This window comes from Microcoleus sp. S13_C3 (assembly GCF_036700905.1).
Lineage (GTDB): Bacteria > Cyanobacteriota > Cyanobacteriia > Cyanobacteriales > Microcoleaceae > Microcoleus.
Genome location: NZ_JAUBPT010000196.1, coordinates 1 through 13662 on the forward strand (window position 1 = coordinate 1; position 13662 = coordinate 13662).

At 44.8% G+C, this 13662-nt stretch carries 15 protein-coding genes; 4 read left to right on the plus strand and 11 right to left on the minus strand.

Translation table 11 applies throughout. The features are described from left to right. Positions 1–190 precede the first annotated feature (190 nt). From QUA16_RS32450 to ispE, 6 genes are all read right to left on the minus strand, one after another. The gene (locus QUA16_RS32450; protein WP_333108396.1) at positions 191–916 is read right to left on the minus strand and encodes a hypothetical protein; all 726 of its coding nucleotides are present in this window, start codon (positions 914–916) and stop codon (positions 191–193) included. Positions 917–1021: 105 nt separating this feature from the next. After that, positions 1022–1702 carry a dual OB domain-containing protein gene (locus QUA16_RS32455; RefSeq protein ID WP_333108397.1) on the minus strand — a complete coding sequence of 227 codons (681 nt, stop codon included), beginning with the start codon at positions 1700–1702 and terminating at the stop codon, positions 1022–1024. Positions 1703–1774: 72 nt separating this feature from the next. Next, positions 1775–2227, minus strand: coding sequence for a DUF488 domain-containing protein (locus tag QUA16_RS32460; RefSeq protein ID WP_333108398.1), 453 nt, complete (start codon positions 2225–2227; stop codon positions 1775–1777). After that, complete coding sequence (locus QUA16_RS32465; protein ID WP_333108399.1) at positions 2205–2831, minus strand: DUF488 domain-containing protein; 627 nt, start codon at positions 2829–2831, stop codon at positions 2205–2207. Before QUA16_RS32465 ends, QUA16_RS32460 begins: the two co-directional genes overlap by 23 nt. Before the next feature lie 75 nt (positions 2832–2906). Then, positions 2907–3260, minus strand: coding sequence for a DUF3082 domain-containing protein (locus tag QUA16_RS32470; protein ID WP_333108400.1), 354 nt, complete (start codon positions 3258–3260; stop codon positions 2907–2909). A gap of 183 nt (positions 3261–3443) precedes the next feature. Further along, positions 3444–4421, minus strand: coding sequence for a 4-(cytidine 5'-diphospho)-2-C-methyl-D-erythritol kinase (gene ispE / locus QUA16_RS32475; protein ID WP_333108401.1), 978 nt, complete (start codon positions 4419–4421; stop codon positions 3444–3446). A 90-nt stretch (positions 4422–4511) separates the two neighbouring features. On the opposite strand from ispE, the gene QUA16_RS32480 reads away from it, so the two are divergent. Continuing rightward, positions 4512–6038, plus strand: a complete 1527-nt coding sequence (locus QUA16_RS32480) for an ATP-binding protein (RefSeq protein WP_333108402.1) — start codon at positions 4512–4514, stop codon at positions 6036–6038. 213 nt (positions 6039–6251) lie between these two features. Here the strand turns inward: QUA16_RS32480 and rsmA are convergent, their stop codons facing one another. Continuing rightward, complete coding sequence (rsmA, locus tag QUA16_RS32485) at positions 6252–7073, minus strand: 16S rRNA (adenine(1518)-N(6)/adenine(1519)-N(6))-dimethyltransferase RsmA (protein ID WP_333108403.1); 822 nt, start codon at positions 7071–7073, stop codon at positions 6252–6254. Between the two features lie 277 nt (positions 7074–7350). On the opposite strand from rsmA, the gene galK reads away from it, so the two are divergent. Then, positions 7351–8430: a galactokinase gene (gene galK, locus QUA16_RS32490; protein WP_333108404.1), complete on the plus strand. Its 1080-nt coding sequence runs from the start codon at positions 7351–7353 to the stop codon at positions 8428–8430. Here the strand turns inward: galK and QUA16_RS32495 are convergent. From QUA16_RS32495 to QUA16_RS32505, 3 genes are all read right to left on the minus strand, one after another. Then, a complete protein-coding gene (locus QUA16_RS32495) occupies positions 8420–8794 on the minus strand; it encodes a signal peptidase I (RefSeq protein ID WP_333108405.1) in 375 nt (124 codons plus the stop codon). The two genes, galK and QUA16_RS32495, sit on opposite strands and share 11 nt — an antisense overlap. A 381-nt stretch (positions 8795–9175) precedes the next feature. Then, a complete protein-coding gene (locus QUA16_RS32500) occupies positions 9176–9868 on the minus strand; it encodes an SRPBCC family protein (RefSeq protein ID WP_333181646.1) in 693 nt (230 codons plus the stop codon). A gap of 18 nt (positions 9869–9886) precedes the next feature. Beyond that, a complete protein-coding gene (locus QUA16_RS32505; RefSeq protein ID WP_333108407.1) occupies positions 9887–11050 on the minus strand; it encodes a baeRF3 domain-containing protein in 1164 nt (387 codons plus the stop codon). Positions 11051–11299: 249 nt separating this feature from the next. Between QUA16_RS32505 and QUA16_RS32510 the strand changes: the two genes are divergently transcribed. Continuing rightward, a complete protein-coding gene (locus QUA16_RS32510) occupies positions 11300–11980 on the plus strand; it encodes a DUF2834 domain-containing protein (protein ID WP_333108408.1) in 681 nt (226 codons plus the stop codon). Positions 11981–12163: 183 nt separating this feature from the next. Beyond that, positions 12164–12763, plus strand: coding sequence for a class I SAM-dependent methyltransferase (locus QUA16_RS32515; protein ID WP_333108409.1), 600 nt, complete (start codon positions 12164–12166; stop codon positions 12761–12763). Between the two features lie 277 nt (positions 12764–13040). Here QUA16_RS32515 and QUA16_RS32520 read toward each other — a convergent pair whose 3' ends face one another. Further along, the gene (locus tag QUA16_RS32520; RefSeq protein WP_333108411.1) at positions 13041–13568 is read right to left on the minus strand and encodes a hypothetical protein; all 528 of its coding nucleotides are present in this window, start codon (positions 13566–13568) and stop codon (positions 13041–13043) included. Positions 13569–13662: the final 94 nt, after the last annotated feature.

Consider the following 13662-nt stretch of genomic DNA (forward strand, 5'->3'; position numbering starts at 1 on the left):
TCCCGCCCGTCCTTTTTGGACGGGCGGGACGCCCATCCCACAAACTTGTGGAAGTTATTTAATTCTCATTCCTAAGTAAGCCCACAGAAAAAACAGCATACACAGAGCCCCGACTTTTTAAAGAAGTCGGGGCTCTAAAAGAAGAGCATTTTACGTTGAATAGTGACAAGATGATTCAGTAACTAAAGCATCAATATTTCTTTCTCATCTTTCTGTTAGAAGCTCTTTTAGGCAATTGCTTAATTTGACGATCGCCTACTGGAAGTTTGACTTCTATGCAGTCTTCTTCCGGTTCTGCGAGTTGGGAATCGACAATTTCATCATTAATTTCGCTGATTTCTGTCTCTTGAACTTCCTCAATTTCAGACGACCGCGGTTGATTTTCTATGAATTGCACTCCTAATTGTTCTGTGTTTTGACTGATTTCCTTGTGTGTTTTATCCGTCGATAAATCTGCCTCTGACGCTGAACAGTCATCTACTTCTTGACTAACTTCACTTTCTATGATTTGATTATCTACGATCTCCATTGGTAGCGGCTGCTGTGAGGCTAACAACTCTTCAACTCGCTCTGCAAGTATTCTTAGCTGTTCGTTGAGAACCCGAATTTCTCGGTTTTGCTGCTGAATCATTTCTTCGGCATCAGCAAGAGTTCGATTTCTCTCTAATATCACCTCATTTTTAGTTTCTAATTCCAAAGCGCTCATAGCCGCTTTAATTACATTATAAAAATGCGGCTTAGATACATCAACTTGTTTAGCATTATGGCGACTTTTTCCCAAAAGTCCAATCTTTTGTCCTTGCTTAACAGCCAAAACAAAACCTTGATGATTTTTAATTTTTAATTCTTTGACAAAATCTACTTGAACTAAACTGCAAATATATTTGTGACAGTCAAAATAAAATTCTGCTTTCATTAAAAAGCACCCCTTTCTGCTACAGTCCCGCAGAATTATAGCACGAACAGAGTTTTTGCGGTAAATAAAAAGAAATAAATAATCGATCGCCCATTTTGATCAAAACTAAATTTCATCCTCAACAACATCTTCCGGCAACTCTACCACACCCGCAATCAACTTCCAACAAGGGTCATCTCCCTCCCAACCATCGGGCCGCCAAGGCATACTCAAACTCACTGTTACCAAACAAGCTTTTTGCGGTAGATACCCCAATTCTAACTTTCTAATAAACACCGGATCGGTAATTGTTGCAGTCAATCTTTGACCCTGCTGCGTGACAAGAGATCCTTCCCATTTATTACCACCTTCAAATCTTTGACTTAGCTTTTTTACCGTAAATCTTACTGCTTTGACTAATTGCAAAGTTAGGCGATCGCACATTGGCAAAGACTGCATATATGCCACCGTAACATATCGCAAATCGTTGTGCAAAATATATTCTTGACTCTGGCAATATTTCAGCAAATATGCTGGCGGCACTTTCCCTACTTGCCGCCATTTTCCCGGTAAAACAGAAAGATTTTCACACTCAAAGCCAAAGTCCGGCCCCGTCTTTGCCAGAGGAATTTCTAGAACATCTAACAACGCGGGTTCAAGTCTATTTATCTGCCGCATTTCTTTAGGAATTTGGCCATCTGGTAAGTCGGAAACCGGACGCACCCACTTACCTTGAAGTTCATTAATTCCGGCGATGCACCTGTCGCCGCGTTTCCAGGAATTAGCGAGACAAATTATCCGAGTCATTCGATTTTAGATTTTAGATTTTAGATTTTAGATTTTAGATTCATCCCACAATTATCTAATATTTTCACTAAATCAAAGATGATTAATTGTGACATTTTTCCACTTCTCGCTGAGATATTCAGCAACTAAGCGGCGGTGACAATTATGAGGTTTGGGTTCGCTACAAAGCAGACACCCGCAGTCTAAAATATCTGATGAAACCTTGTGTTCAATTTGTCTATCGCCCATCAACTCCAAAAACTTCTGTTCATAAACATCCCAATCTCCCTTTTTCTTTTTATAATCATCCAAAATATCTTGAGTTGGCGCTAAATCCAGAATGTGAACGTACTCAATATTGCCAATGGTTCGCAAAAAATACTCTAAATCTTTCCGCTTAGCAAAACCCGCCAACTGCGATACATTATTCAGCCGCGTATCTATCACCCTGCGGACTCCCGCTTTCATCAAAGTATCAAAAAACTGCTCGGCGCTTTTTTGAGTAAAACCAATTGTAAATAAATTAATGGCTTTCTTTTGTGACATAAGCGATTTCCAATCCGTGACGATAATAAGCTGTTTCTAAATCTACTATTTCCTGTTTAACTTGAGGCTCTAATTCAAACAAGCTTAGCTGAATTGGCTCATTATTTTTTTTGCCTTTGTTAAACTTGCTCAAAAGTCTTTCTTCTAAATGCTGGTGCGATTCTAAATTGCCATCGGAAAGAATGTGATGAATTTGTAAATTAAATTCTCTGAGTTTCTGGCAAACTAAAATAGTCCTATGACAAGTAATCGGGTCTTTTTCCGCACACATTAAACAGATTTTATAATTGGCGGCGCCTTGGATCAACCGCTGAATTCCTTCGGAAAATAGAGGAGTTGCTGCTATGCGATCGTATAAAGCTTTACCGCTAGTATCGTAACAGCTTAAATCCTCTGGTCTCGCGCCCAACTCTTTGCCTAAAAAAACATATTGAATGCCGACACTTGACAGAGAAGCTTTAATTTCAGATTTATTAAAATGAGGTAAATAGCGGCTAAAAGGATGCGATCGCACGTCCGCAACCGCCGTAATTCCGTGTTGTTGCAGCAGCAAAACAAACGCTTCAATACTCAGATTGGAGTGTCCGATCGTAAATAATTCCATTGCTTCGATCTTACTATTCAGTCTTTGCCTTGCGGAGGATAATTTGTGTATCCCGATGGTTTCAACCTGTAGACTTCAACCTGTGGGTTTTTTCAGCAACTTTTGAATCAAAAGTTGCACAGCCAGCAGCATCAAACCCAAAGATGCAAAAGCAAAAACACCCGCGCCCAAAGCCACAATCCCCATAACTAAAGTTCGCACAGCCGCGCCAATGTTAATCGCAGTCACATTGTCAGAATGAATGGGGGAATTTGCAAAAGTTTGGACTATAGACAAAGTTAGCGCGTACAAAGCCGCCGCAAAGCCACCCGCGATCAGCGAACCCATCACGCACCGCAAAATCGTCGGCGGCGTGGAAGATGCAGAGGTTGCATCTCCAGGCGAACTCAGAGGTTTAGAAGTAGAATTTGGATTAGTTAAATCAGTCATGGCGATTTTAGATTTTAGATTTTAGATTTTAGATTTCTGGTTAATTCACCAAAACTAAAATCCCTGTTGCATGACATATTATCAGTTCTTCGATCTCAATAGACTCTGCGAAAAGTTAGATTAATCTTGACCCTCGCCTGTTAGACAGGTTTAACGGGCGATCGCGATCGCACCCTCTTCGAGTTACACCCTCGAAATCGGCGGTTTCGTCTCGTTTCCCTCCGAAAAAATCTGAATTCCAGTATTGCTAAACTGTGCTACCCAAAAATCCAAATCTGGAGAAGCGATCGCACTTTTAACCCGTTCCATAACTTGCTGAGCCTGCTCTGAAGACTCGGCCAGCGCAAACACCGTTGGCCCGGAACCCGACATCATCGTTCCCAAAGCCCCCGCCGACTCAAAAGCCTGCCGCAACTGCAACACCTGCGGGTACACAGGCAAAGCAACTTTTTCTAAATCGTTGTGCAGCAATTGACCAATTTTCGATCGATCTTTTTGGGCGATCGCCCCCACCATCGGGCCCGAATGCAGCCGTTGCCGGCGGCACACCAAATCTTCCGCTGCACAATAGGAACTACTGAACTGCTGGCGATAAGTTTGATACGACCATGCCGTAGAAATACTGAGGTTGCGGTACTTGGCCAACACCACAGAAAAGCCCCCCAAATCAGGCAGCGGCGACAGTTTATCTCCGCGACCAGTTGCCAAAGCCGTACCTCCAGCAATGCAAAAAGGCACATCCGAACCCAAAGTTCCCCCCAACTCTTGCAACTCCGACTGAGTAAGTCCCAATTGCCACAGCAAATCCATCCCGACTAAAACCGCAGCCGCATTTGCAGAACCGCCTGCGAGTCCCGCCGCCACCGGAATCTGCTTGTGAATAGCAATCTCGACTCCGCCGTATTTCGCCAAAGCATCGGGGAATTGCTTCGCCAACAAATCCGCCGCCCGGTAGGCCAGGTTATTCTTATCAGGAGGGACTTGCGGGTGATCGCAGCGCACGCGAATCGTGTCCGTACCGATCGCGCGCAAGTCAATTCGATCGGCTAAATCTATACTTTGAAGTACCATCGCCAGTTCGTGGAATCCGTCGGGGCGATCGCCTATGATTTCCAGATACAGATTGATTTTTGCTGAAGCTAGCAGAGAATATGAACGCATAGGTGATTAAGCCGCAGGTGAAAGAAACCCCTGGTTGCAATTAATTGGCACCAGTCCGAGTCCATTTTCTCACAACTCAAAGGAAATATTATGCAGGAAATGTGGAAAACTTTTTTTAGTTCCGGGCCATTTATTCCTCACGGCCACTGCTATCTCTGGCATACCCCGTTAGTCTGGCTTCACCTTGCCTCAGATTCTATAATTGCACTCGCGTATTTTTCCATCCCGATTACATTGGTTTATTTTATTTCCAAACGCGAAGATTTGCCATTTAATTGGATCTTTGCCCTGTTTGGAACCTTTATCGTCGCCTGTGGCATCAATCACATATTTGAACTTTGGACACTTTGGCATCCTACCTATTGGCTTTCAGGAACAATGAAAGCAATTACAGCCCTTATTTCCTTTGCTACAGCCATACTTTTGGTAGACTTAATGCCTCAAGCCCTAGCACTTCCCAGTCCCGCACAGTTAGAATCCGCCAACCGACTCCTAGAAGCTGAAATTGTCGATCGCCAATTAGCAGAAGCTGCACTAAAAAAAGCCAAAGAAGAATTAGAAATTGGAGTTGAGGAACGCACCGCAGAGTTAAAGTCTCAAACTCAACAGTTAGAATTGGCAAACCGACTCCTAGCATCGGAAATTGTCGAGCGCCAATTAGCCGAAGCAGGACTAAAAAAAGCTAAAGAAGAATTAGAAATTAGAGTTGAAGAACGCACCGCAGAGTTAAAGTCTCAAACTCAACAGCTCGAACAAGCCTTGTCTGAATTGAAGCAGGCTCAATCAAAGCTAATTCATAGCGAAAAAATGTCATCTTTGGGGCAATTAGTCGCTGGGGTTGCTCATGAAATCAACAATCCGATTAACTTTATTTACGCGAATGTTACTCACGCTCGCGAGTATGCCGATAGTTTGCTAGAATTGGTTAATATCTATCAAGAACAGTATCCGAATCCCCTACCCACACTGAAAGAAAAACTCCAGTCTGTAGATTTAGATTTTATTATCTATGATCTACCAAAAATATTAATTTCTATGAAAAACGGGGCCGAGCGCATTCTCGGTATTGTCAAGTCGCTGCGAGTTTTTTCGCGCCATGACGAAGCCGATATGAAATTAGCAGACGTTCATGAAGGAATTGACAGCACACTGATGATTTTGCAAAGCAGATTGAATGCTAAGCCCGGTTTGGCGAATATTCAAGTTATCAAAGAATATGGCAATTTACCCCGAATAGAGTGCTATCCGGGACAGCTAAATCAAGTGTTTATGAATATCCTGGCTAATGCTATTGATGCTTTAGAAGAAGACAGTCACATCGAGGGGATTGCAGCCAATGAAGCTAATCGTCCCCTCATCAAAATTTCTACTAAACTTTTAGACAGTGAAGTGGTAGAAATCCGAATTAGCAACAACGGGCCAGAAATAACAGAATCGGTGAGGAACCAGTTATTTAATCCATTTTTTACCACTAAACCAGTAGGTAAAGGCACGGGATTGGGTTTATCGATTGGCTATCAAATTATCACAATAAGACATAAAGGCGAATTGCAGTGTATTTCTGCACCGGGGAAAGGTGCAGAATTTATTATTAAAATTCCGATTAGCCTGCAATAAACATTTAAAAATCCACAACCAACCTAAATTCAACAATTTGTAGTCAGATCGGAGAGTCCTTATTTATAAAAAAACAGAAGAGCCAGATACAGACTTCTTTAAGAATTCCGGTATCTATAGCGGTTCTCAAGCGTGGTGAGGTATGCCCGATGCCCGATGCCCGATGCCCGATGCTTTATGTTACTGAGAAAGGCTATAACAGAATCGTTAACTTCAAACCTCGCACATAATATTATTACTCAAATTGACCCATTGCTCCACGCTTAAATCTTCAGCGCGAGATTGAGGATTTATCTGTAACTCTTCTAACAAGTGAACAAGTTTATCTAAATCCACAGCCCCTTTCAAATTATTTCGCAGCATCTTGCGCTTGCTACCAAATCCCAACTTAACTAAATTCTCCAAATAGCGCGGATTAACCGCCGCAGTTTCTATCTGTCTCGGAAGCAGCCGCACCACGGCAGAATCGACTTTTGGCGGCGGAAAAAAGTCTTTAGACGGCACATCGCAAATTAACTCGCATTCTGCTAAATACTGCACCCGCACTGACAGCGCCCCAAAAGCTGTCGAACCCGGTTTAGCGTAAAGCCTTTGGGCCACTTCTTTCTGCACTAACAGCACGATCGCATCGAAGGGTTTAGCCGCAGGAACAGATATCGTTCCCAGCAGTTTTTGCAGGATCGGGCCGGTAATATTATAAGGAATATTGGCAACAACTTTATTGGGATTTTGGAATTTGGGAAAGGCCGTTAGTTCAGCCTCTAAGTCCATTTCCAGGATATCGCCTTGCAGCAGTAAAAAATTGTCGGTTTTGCCGAGTTGTTTGGCTAGCTTGAGACACAAATCTCGATCAATCTCCACAGCAACAACAGACTCAGCCGCAGGCAGTACACGCCGAGTCAAAATCCCCGTGCCCGGCCCAATTTCTAGGACGCGATCGCGATCCAAAGCAGCCGCTTTCACAATCTTATCTAAGGCTTTCTCGCTTTTGAGCCAATGTTGAGCAAACTGTTTCCGGGGTCTGGTCGATCGCATTTTTTGAATCTTTGGAGAAATCTTAGCCTGTCATTCTATCACAGCTCAATATCTTTTCCCAACCTACGGTGATGTTTATTTTTGTTAACAGGGGTTGAATTAAGCAAAAAACTTGGGCACTATAATAAGGACAAACGATAAAAAATAAATTTATTTCTTCCCAATTACCAACAGCACAACACGTAAGTCACGGATACACGGATAGCAGTTTTTCCAAATAACCAATAACAAATAACCAATAACAAATAACCAACAACCAATTACCACTTCCCCAAAAATGAAATTCCAACGAGTATTTGGTACATTACCCAAAACCACAGCCAGCGCCCCCGGCAGAGTAAACCTGCTGGGCGAACACACAGACTACAACGATGGATTTGTACTTCCAACGGCGATTCCCCAGCGCACCACAGTACAAATCGGCTTCAGCAGTGACGATCGACACCATGTTTATTCAGCAGAATATGACGAACTCATAAATTTTTCAGACGACGATACCATACCGCAAAAATTCGTCAGTTATATCTGTGGCTGCCTGAGACTGGTAGAAAAAGAAGGATACAAAATACCGCCAATAAATCTCTACATTACCTCGACTGTGCCGATCGGAGCCGGTTTGTCCAGCAGCGCCGCTTTAGAAATAGCCACCCTCAGAGGAGTGCGCGCCCTGCTGAACCTCCCCCTAGACGACGTGCGCCTAGCTCAAATCGGACAGCAAGTCGAAATCCGGTATGCCGGCTTGAACTGTGGCATCATGGATCAAATGGCATCGAGTTTAGCAGACACCAACACCATGCTATTGATCGACACCCGCAGCCTCGAATGCCGCCCGATACCTTTTCCCACAAACACAGAAATTTTAATAATTGACAGTGGCGAAAGCCACCAACTAGCAGCCGGAAGCGGCTACAACCAGCGGCGCGCCGAGTGTGAGGAATCCGCGCGGATATTGGGAGTTAAGGCTCTCAGGGATATCGCCGACCCCCAAGCTGTCGAAGTATTGCCGGAACCCCTCAGAAGACGAGCGCGCCACGTGGTTACGGAAAACAACCGCGTACTCGAAGCGGTAAAATCTTTGCCAGCAAAACGTTTTGGCGAGTTAATGAATGCTTCCCATGCCAGTCAGCGCGACGACTACGAAGTTTCGGTGCCGGCAGTAGACACGCTGGCGGCAATCTTGCAGTCAATCCCTGGAGTCTTCGGCGCAAGGCTGACGGGCGGAGGTTTTGGCGGTGCTTGCGTAGCGCTGGTGGAGAGTGGAAAAGCGGGTGCGATCGCATCCGAGGCGATCGATCGCTACCAGCGCGCGGGTTATAGCGGCCGCGTTTTGGTTCCCGAAGTTAAAGTTAATTCTTAACTCCAGAACTATCTCCCGGTAGGGAAGGCCACCGCACAGTCACGATTACCGAATCCTCCTCGGCAGACCAATAATGAGGCACTCCCGGTAGCCAGAGAGCATAATCTCCTTCGCGAGACAGCAAGATTTCTTGCTCTGGAAATTGCAGGCGAAACCGCCCTTTTACCAGGATAGAAAGCGTCGTGGCTTCCGCATTTACCGCCCACTGAGTCCTACAATCTCCGGCGGGGTGAGTGCCCCATTTTACCTCTAAAACAGAAGTCGATCGCGGGTCATCGCCCGCCGTCATAAAGTGACCCGCAAACCAACCGCCCCGACTTGCACCTTCAGCGCCCGCATTTCCGAAAACCACTTGAGATGACATCAGCTAATCAGGTAAACAACAAATAGCTTGAGAGCACAAACTCTACGTTTTGTACTCAAGGACATCCCGCTCGATCGCTCGTGTCGTAGGGACACTCCAAGAGTCCAGAGGTGTCAACTTAACGTACAACCGATAGTCCGACAGTCCGACAGGGGTTGAAACCCCTGCCTCAAAGCTAAAGTCGTCTGAAGACGACTAATGAGTTTTTCAGTCCTCTTTGAGAGGACTTTAGCTATGAGACAGGGAATTCATTCCCTGGCGGACTAACGGGTGGGCGGGAGGACTGGTGGACAAAAAGCTTAAGTTGAACACCTATGGGCTTGGCCTAAGTCCCTACACTCGCCCTGTCCCTACAAGGGCTTACCACCAAAAGTGCTATACTTACTTCCGGCCCGAAGTTTGACCTTCCGTAGTCGCTATTTCCCCAGCTTCCATCAACTGCTTAAAGCGACGCAAATCATTGGCAATTTGCTGTTCTGGAGCTTCGCCAAATAGTTTAGCAGCGCCAGCACCAATTGCACCGCCCGGAGGGTTGTATTCGATGACAACTTTTACCTCAGTACCGCGTCCCGCTGGTGCCGGTTGAAAGCGCACAAAGCCAGAATTGTCAACATCAGCTCCTTCCACAGACGCCCAAGCAATTAAGCGATTTTCTTCTTCGCGGACAATCTGTGCATCCCATTCCACACTATTCCCCATCGGCGCGCTGGCAATCCAGTGAGAACGTGTTTGATCGATGACCGTAACGTGTTTGAGATGCTTCATAAACCGAGGCAAATTTTCAAAATTGCGCCATAAACGGTACAATTCATCCGCCGGTTTGTCGATCGTCACCGTCTTTTCAACTTTAATGCTTTGATTCGGATCGGCAGCCGACTGCAAACCCTCCACAACCCCCAGCCCGCGAGCCGCTAAACCGCCCCCCGCCACCGCCAGCAAAGCACCTCGCAAAGAACGCTGGGACAAACCAAAAAGTACCAGCGCCCCCCCACCAATTAAAGATGCCCAGCGTTCGGTATCGCCGCTGCTACTTTGGTTTTGTTTGTCGGAATTTGTCATTGAAGTAGATTCCATTGGTTTAAACCTGGTAAGTTAATAGCGGAGAATAGCAGCTAAAGGCGCCTCGTCCGGCACTTGTTCCGGCGGCACCGCGTAAACAGTTCCGCCGTTGAGAATAGTTTGAATTGCTGCGGCATTCAACAAATCTTCGTCGCCCAGTTCTGCTTCTGGGTGGACTTGCACCGCGTTCGTATCGGGATTAAAAGTACCCCACTGCTGAACGCCAAGAGCAACAAATAGTCGATCGACCCGTCCAAAATAAGCAGCCGAAACAGCTTCTTTCAAATCAGCAGAAATTTTATCGCTTCCTGTCAGATCGTGGTATTGTGCGAGCGCCTCTGACTGAGCCTGCAAAAACAAAGGTTCCACCAGCGGCAAAGCTTCGGCCCGCAACTCTTCCGGCTTGAGAAGTTTCTGATTGCCTGTAATTCCTTCTTCAAATAAATGCGGGTAGGTATTAGCTTCTCGGTAAAGCGGGAGCAAATACTCAACTCCAGCTAACACTAAAGGAGCTTTTTTATTGTGCAAATATTTGTGCAGCGCCCCATCAATTATGTGGAAATACTGCAAAATTTCCTGCTGGGGCTCATCTCGATCCGGACTTCCTTGACCGTGAAAACTTCCCGGCTGCTGAAAAGAATTATTAGTGCCTCCTTTTGAAGTAGCAATCCGAAACTGACCATCTTTAGCAGTCGGGTCATATTGCAGAGCCTCCTCAAGGCTTTTCGGCAAGTTTTCAACTTCAACTTCCCGAGCACTGTAAGCCGTACACTCAATCAGCCTCACTTCCTTTTTACTGAGGGCTAAAACATAAAATAAATTATCTCCTGTCAGCAGAGGCATCAGCGGTTTGACGTGAAAATTGTCGCTTACAACCACTAATTCGTCAAAATTCACCGGACAGGTATAGTAGCGGAAAAATCCCGAACCGACAAAAATCGCCAGCAGGTTGCTTTGATTTTCCCAAAAGTTTTCCTGGTCAATTTCTGCTCGGACTGGCTCTAGCAATTGGGCAGCTTCTTTTTTGTCAAATCCGTACTCTACTATTTTGTCTTCAGCCTCTCTGATTAAATTTTTGAACCGAATCGGATTTTGTTGAATTTCTGTTCCTTGAGCGACTGGCATATAAATTGATACGCACAATCCAGGAGATTTTTGTACCAGTGCTTTGAATTCCTCTACAGATATTAAGTTCACTGCTGAAACTCCTTTTCTAAGGGGTTTTGTAATAAAAACAACCGATTCTTTAAAATGTATCTCTCCTGACATGGCCCCTGCGTCTGCCTAAAGTAATGATCGGCTGCTGTAGAGCATTTCATCCCCGGACTAAAACCCGGTTTGCAGCCGCTGTTCCAATCGAACTGCTTATTACCTAAGATAGACGGCGCTAACTCGGCGGCTACTTTACCATAATTTACTTTAGTCGGCTTCCACTACTCGTTATATATGATGAAAACAAAACTGTTTCTGGGGTTGCTGTGGGCAACATTTATTGCCTACACCTTGCTGCTAGCTCCTCTCGATCAGCCCGGAACGCTAACAGTTATGGAAAAAATGCTCAAGTTGCAGCTAGAAGGAATCAACCCCTACCTTGTTACCATATTCGCTCTCATGGGAGTGTGGCCGATGGTCTACGCTTGCTTCCTATTCATTGATGAGAGAACCCAAAATATATCCGCTGGGCCTGCTTTCATCGCTTCCAACGGCGCCGGTATCATCGGCTTAATTCCCTACTTACTCCTCCGCCAGCCCCAGCAAGAATTTTCCGGCCGCAAAGATATGTTGATAAAAATATCAGACTCTCGCTGGACAGGCATTGTACTTTTACTAACTACTATCTGGCTGTTAGCTTGGGCTTGGTTAAATGGAGATTGGGGAGATTTTGTCAAGCAGTGGCAGTCAATTCCTTTTGTGCATTTAATAACTTGGGATTGTTGCTTGATGGCTGTAATATTTCCCTCACTTTTGGGGGACGACATGGCACGCCGTGGACTCTCGGACGATCGCATTTTTTGGGCAGTCTCTCTAGTTCCGCTGTTAGGGCCGCTAGTTTATCTTTGTCTGCGCCCCCCTCTGCCAGAATCTGCAACAGAAATCGCCACTTTCCCACTAACAGCCAGAAGTTGAAACATTGAAAAATTTGGTAGTGTTCAAGATTTAATGATATAGGAGTAAAGTTTATTTCCTTCTCGTCTGCTCATGCCTGCCTCTCCAATGAAAGCGTTAAGGGCCTTGGTGTAGTCTGTGCGTAGCGTGGAGAAGGATTTTAATTGTCCTGAAAATCTCGATCGCCACTTATGAGGTAACTCTATGGAGCCAAATGATACATCGGCCCGCTACGACCGAATTGCCCAATGGTGGCAAACTGAGCATCAAGATTCAACTTACGGGATTGCCCAATTAGAACGGGCGATCAAATTTACTTCTAAGCAGCACGCAGCACTTGATGTCGGGTGTGGAAGTAGCGGACGTTTTATTAACAGCTTATCCAAGCATGGATTTCAGCCTGAAGGACTTGATATTTCTAGCGAAATGATCAATTTAGCCCAGCAGCTACATCCAGAAATCACGTTTTACCGGGAAGACATTTGTGATTGGCTGCCGCCGAAACTGTATAGTCTGATTGCAGCGTGGGATAGCACGTTTCATCTGCCAATCAACCAGCAAGCGCCTGTGATACAAAAGCTATGCGATGCGCTTGAACCCAATGGAGTGATCCTGTTCACTTGTGGCGGCGGACATACAAGCAGCGAGGTTTCGGGGGCATTTCAAGGTCAAGATTTTGATTACAGCACTTTGGGTGTAGATACTTTTCTGCAAATTCTGGTTGAGCATCATTGCACCTGTCGCCATCTCGAATATGACCAGTATCCTGAAAATCATGTTTATATGATTGCCCAAAAGACTTAATTTATCATTGGCACCATTAAAGTGTGAGATGTAGCAACTGGTGGCTGTATTAGGACGTTGATAGGCGATCGGAGACGCTTGAATTCGTTCTGGCAAGCGTCTTAAAATGACTTCGGCATCAGCAGGAGAAAGTTGTTCTTGAAGTTTGGTAACGGTGGTGTTCAGCGGCAGCAGATAACCTTTGTATCAACACCAATATCTCTAACTTGTCCGCTGCAATACGGTTGTTAGACCGCGCCATCTACAGCAGATTGTGAAGGCACAGAGCAATTAAACTTCACCGCTTAAAGCCGTTGAACTTTTGGATTTTAGCAATGAAATCGGGATCATCACGAGATAAATTTAAAACACGATAATCACCTAGCTCCTCGTCAAATTTGAATGTTCCAGAAGAAGGATAGTCGTTGCCAACTTGCTCAAAAAAATCAATAATTTGATGCATTTCGATAAAGTACAACGCTTTATGACGTTCTCTATCCGAACTAATGAAAATTCCATCTAGGAAATTCTTTTCATCAAAAGAAGTGACCAAAATATAGCTATGCACGAATTGATGACAGAAGAAAATTAAGCCTTTAGTGACTGGTTGTCCAGAATCAAGATCATATAACTTATCTATGTCGCCCCAATTCATCTTTGTAACTGGATTACCTTTCCATTCATGGAACTTCACAGTGATACATTTATTTACAACTGAGTCTGATAATTTCTTGGCTTCGATCAGTTTCCGAATTGAATAGACTCCAAGCATTATGGTTTGCTCAAGACGTGCGAAAGAGCTTTCATTCCATCGCTTTTGCGTCATTCTGGCACGGAGAGCTTTCAGGGTAAACGCATCTAAATTAATTTGACAAATACCTAAATTTGTGCACTACTAAATAACTAAAAAAACCTTCTAA

Coding starts and splice junctions, on each gene's coding strand:
- QUA16_RS32450 (WP_333108396.1), bottom strand. CDS start 916: ATGAAAGCAGAATTTTATTTTGACTGTCACAAATATATTTGCAGTTTA.
- QUA16_RS32455 (WP_333108397.1), bottom strand. CDS start 1,702: ATGACTCGGATAATTTGTCTCGCTAATTCCTGGAAACGCGGCGACAGG.
- QUA16_RS32460 (WP_333108398.1), bottom strand. CDS start 2,227: ATGTCACAAAAGAAAGCCATTAATTTATTTACAATTGGTTTTACTCAA.
- QUA16_RS32465 (WP_333108399.1), bottom strand. CDS start 2,831: ATGGAATTATTTACGATCGGACACTCCAATCTGAGTATTGAAGCGTTT.
- QUA16_RS32470 (WP_333108400.1), bottom strand. CDS start 3,260: ATGACTGATTTAACTAATCCAAATTCTACTTCTAAACCTCTGAGTTCG.
- ispE (WP_333108401.1), bottom strand. CDS start 4,421: ATGCGTTCATATTCTCTGCTAGCTTCAGCAAAAATCAATCTGTATCTG.
- QUA16_RS32480 (WP_333108402.1), top strand. CDS start 4,512: ATGCAGGAAATGTGGAAAACTTTTTTTAGTTCCGGGCCATTTATTCCT.
- rsmA (WP_333108403.1), bottom strand. CDS start 7,073: ATGCGATCGACCAGACCCCGGAAACAGTTTGCTCAACATTGGCTCAAA.
- galK (WP_333108404.1), top strand. CDS start 7,351: ATGAAATTCCAACGAGTATTTGGTACATTACCCAAAACCACAGCCAGC.
- QUA16_RS32495 (WP_333108405.1), bottom strand. CDS start 8,794: ATGTCATCTCAAGTGGTTTTCGGAAATGCGGGCGCTGAAGGTGCAAGT.
- QUA16_RS32500 (WP_333181646.1), bottom strand. CDS start 9,868: ATGGAATCTACTTCAATGACAAATTCCGACAAACAAAACCAAAGTAGC.
- QUA16_RS32510 (WP_333108408.1), top strand. CDS start 11,300: ATGATGAAAACAAAACTGTTTCTGGGGTTGCTGTGGGCAACATTTATT.
- QUA16_RS32515 (WP_333108409.1), top strand. CDS start 12,164: ATGGAGCCAAATGATACATCGGCCCGCTACGACCGAATTGCCCAATGG.
- QUA16_RS32520 (WP_333108411.1), bottom strand. CDS start 13,568: ATGACGCAAAAGCGATGGAATGAAAGCTCTTTCGCACGTCTTGAGCAA.